The sequence below is a fragment of the Limosilactobacillus vaginalis DSM 5837 = ATCC 49540 genome (assembly GCF_000159435.1).
Lineage (GTDB): Bacteria > Bacillota > Bacilli > Lactobacillales > Lactobacillaceae > Limosilactobacillus > Limosilactobacillus vaginalis.
In genome coordinates, this window is sequence record NZ_GG693484.1 from 1 (window position 1) to 241 (window position 241).

Genomic DNA, 241 nt, shown 5'->3' on the forward strand with positions numbered 1-241 from the left:
GACCTGCACCCTGTGCGCCTGCTCAATGCCTACGCTGGCGGCATCTTCCCATGGTTCAGCGAGGGCGAGCCGATCCTGTGGTGGTCACCGGACCCGCGCGTGGTGTTCCGCACCGAGGGCGTGCATCTGTCCAGCCGGTTCCGCCGCCAGCTGCGTAGCAGTACGTGGGAGGTCACCGCCGACACCGCTTTCAGCCGCGTGATGCGTGCCTGCGCGGCGGCACCACGGCCCGGCCAGGATG

At 69.7% G+C, this 241-nt stretch carries 1 protein-coding gene; it reads left to right on the forward strand.

The window, feature by feature from the left end:
• The coding region (locus HMPREF0549_RS09650; protein WP_003718015.1) for a leucyl/phenylalanyl-tRNA--protein transferase at positions 1-241 on the forward strand (241 nt) is incomplete at both ends.